The organism is Paenibacillus agri, from assembly GCF_013359945.1.
Lineage (GTDB): Bacteria > Bacillota > Bacilli > Paenibacillales > Paenibacillaceae > Paenibacillus_AQ > Paenibacillus_AQ agri.
Genome location: NZ_JABWCS010000094.1, coordinates 1 through 273, shown reverse-complemented (window position 1 = coordinate 273; position 273 = coordinate 1). Strand labels below are relative to the sequence as shown.

At 47.3% G+C, this 273-nt stretch carries 1 protein-coding gene; it reads right to left on the bottom strand.

The genetic code is table 11. The features are described 5' to 3' along the window. Window positions 1-273: group II intron maturase-specific domain-containing protein (locus HPT30_RS00430; RefSeq protein WP_281364439.1), on the bottom strand; the 273-nt coding region annotated here is incomplete at both ends.

The window sequence follows — 273 nt, the reverse complement described above, 5'->3', positions numbered from 1 at the left end:
GGAGGTGCGTCTTTGCTGAAGCTAGACGGAAATAGCCGAGCCAACCCATCAGATAGCGGTTCAGCCGCCTAATCCGTTCTTCCATTGAAATCGACCATGTTCGGTTCGTTAACTCTCGAATTCTTTCTTTACATGCTAAAAGGCTCTTCGGCGCTATTCGAATGGTCGCTTGTTTCTGGCTCAGAAAACTGAATCCTAGCAACTTACGTTTCCATGGCCTGTCCACCGCACTTTTCTCCCGGTTTACTTTCAGTTTTAGCTTCCCTTCTACAA